Annotated in this window: 2 protein-coding genes; both read right to left on the bottom strand. The window is 58.2% G+C overall.

Annotated features, from left to right (window positions below):
- The coding region (locus QMM04_RS22285) for an Ig-like domain-containing protein (RefSeq protein WP_282997080.1) at window positions 1-1,592 on the bottom strand (1,592 nt) is incomplete at its 3' end.
- Window positions 1,593-1,792: 200 nt separating this feature from the next.
- Window positions 1,793-2,089 (bottom strand): EAL domain-containing protein, encoded by a 297-nt coding sequence (locus tag QMM04_RS22280; RefSeq protein WP_282997079.1) that lies wholly within the window; start codon window positions 2,087-2,089, stop codon window positions 1,793-1,795.
- Between the last annotated feature and the right edge of the window lie 88 nt (window positions 2,090-2,177).

Raw genomic sequence — 2,177 nt, 5'->3', positions numbered from 1 at the left:
AAGCTCCAGCTGCCGTTACTGCCGACGATAGCCGTGCCGAGCACGACGTTGCCATCGCGTACCGTAACGGTGCTGCCGGCCTCTGCCGTGCCGCTCAGCGACAGCGTGTTGTCATTGCTGCTGCCGCCGGCGGCAATCGGCGTCACGGTGCCATTGCTGTCGCCGGTCAGCAGCAAATCGCCTGCCGCGCCGGGCGCCACGGTATCAATGGTGACCGTCAGGGTGACGGAGGTGGTGACGTTACCGGCGGCGTCGGTGGCAACCGCGCGGAACGCGTAAGTACCATCTGCCAGCGTAGCGGGAGTGAAGCGCCACTGACCGCTGCCGTCGGCAATAGTACTGCCCAGCAGCGTGGTGCCGTTGTACAGCATTATGACGGCGTTAGCGCTCGCCAGGCCGCTCAGCACCGGCGTGCTGTCTTTGGTGCTGGCGCCATCGCTCAGCGTGCGCAGCGTGGCATCGCTATCGTCGGTAATTTGCAGCGAACTGCTGGTTGAGGGCAGGCCCGCCTGAATCGTCACCACAAACGGCGAGGACGCTGCGCTGACGTTGCCGGCAGCGTCCGTCAGCGTCACGGTCAGGCTGTGGCTGCCATTGCTCAGCGCTGGCGTGGTAAAACTCCAGTTGCCGTTCGCGCCCACCAGCGCCGTGCCGAGCAGCGTCTGACCATCGTAAACGCTGACCACAGCGCCCGCTTCACCGCGGCCGCTCAGGGTCGGCGTGTTGTCATCGCTGCTCGATCCGTTTGGTACCGGCGTGGTGCTGCCGCCGCTGTTGTTGGTCAGGGACACGTCCGTGGCCACTGCCGGTGGCTGCGTATCGACAGTGAAATCAACCGGGCTGGTGGCCGGACTGGTGTTGCCGGCCGCATCGGTGACGGTAACCGTCAGGCTGTGCTGCCCTTCACCCAGGGCAGGTGTCGTGAAGCTCCAGCGGCCATCGGCACCGACGGTGACCGTGCCCAGCAGCGTGGTGCCGTCGTAAATACTGACAATGGTCCCCGCTTCGGCCGTGCCGCTCAGCGTAGGCGTGTTGTCATCGGTGCTGGTGCCGCCCGTGATAGCGCCCTGCACGCTGCCCGCGTTATCCGTGATCAGCAGATCGCTGACTGCCGCCGGTGCCGTGGTATCACCGCCGCCGCCATTGTCGCCGCCGCCGTTATCCCCACCGCCGCCGCCACCGCCGTTGTTACCGGCGATCAGCGCACCGATACCGGCCAGCGCGGCGCCGGCGATACCAAAGGCGGTTAGTGTTCCGTCACCCGTGACGTTTTCCGCTAACAGCCCTTCCGTGCTGTCGATAGAGACAAACTGGAAGCCTTCTGTGCCGGGATCTTCCACCCACCACAGCGCGCCTTTGTCGTCCTGCAGCACCAGATCGCTGTCGCCGTTAGCATCGTAGAATTTATGAATAACAACGACTTCACCGGATTTAGTGGTGACCACTAAATCACTACCATTGCGTGTGAAAGACTTAATATCAGCCTGATTAAGGTTGAGCTTAACCACACTGGGAGCAGTCAAATTAACCTGATTACCGCTCACTTCAGTATCAATCGTTCCGCCTTTAGGAGTTACAGAGATATTGTTCATTTTATCGATATCCCGCGTAGTTATAAGCTTAATGGCATCCATAAAAACGCCCGGTATCGCCAGACACCGGTATTCTTCGCGAATAATTCAATGAATTACTCACATCCTCTCCAGGCCGGTTTCATCTGCCAGAGGCACAGTGAAAACGCGCTGAGTCGTTATTTGCCGCCCGCCCGAAAAACAGCTCTGCCGAACTCTTTTCAGACTTGCGCCAACAAATCAGTGAGATAGACGCTCTTCCAGTGGTAGCCTTGCATGCCGTAAATTGATTTTTGCGACAGCAAATCAACCTGACGTTGATGTTCAACGCCCTCAATAATCACGCCGCGACATAATTGATTGAGGTGGGCGAGCAGAATGTCGAAAGTGCGATCTTCGCCAAATTGCCAATAAAATTTTTTATCAATCTTGACGATGTCGAATATTCCGCTATCGAGCATGGTCAGGTTGGAATAACCCGGACCAAAGTCATCAAGCCATAAAGGGGCGTGTGTCACTTACGCGACACCTTTTAATATCAGCAGGTCTGCGCTGTTAAAACGCGCGGTAAAGAAGGCGGATATCTCTAAACGCAACAACGTTAAA

Origin of the sequence: Pantoea sp. Pa-EAmG, from assembly GCF_030024295.1 — a bacterium.
GTDB lineage: Bacteria > Pseudomonadota > Gammaproteobacteria > Enterobacterales > Enterobacteriaceae > Pantoea > Pantoea dispersa.
The sequence above is the reverse complement of the archived record's forward strand: the minus strand, read 5'-3'. Positions and strand labels throughout refer to the sequence as shown.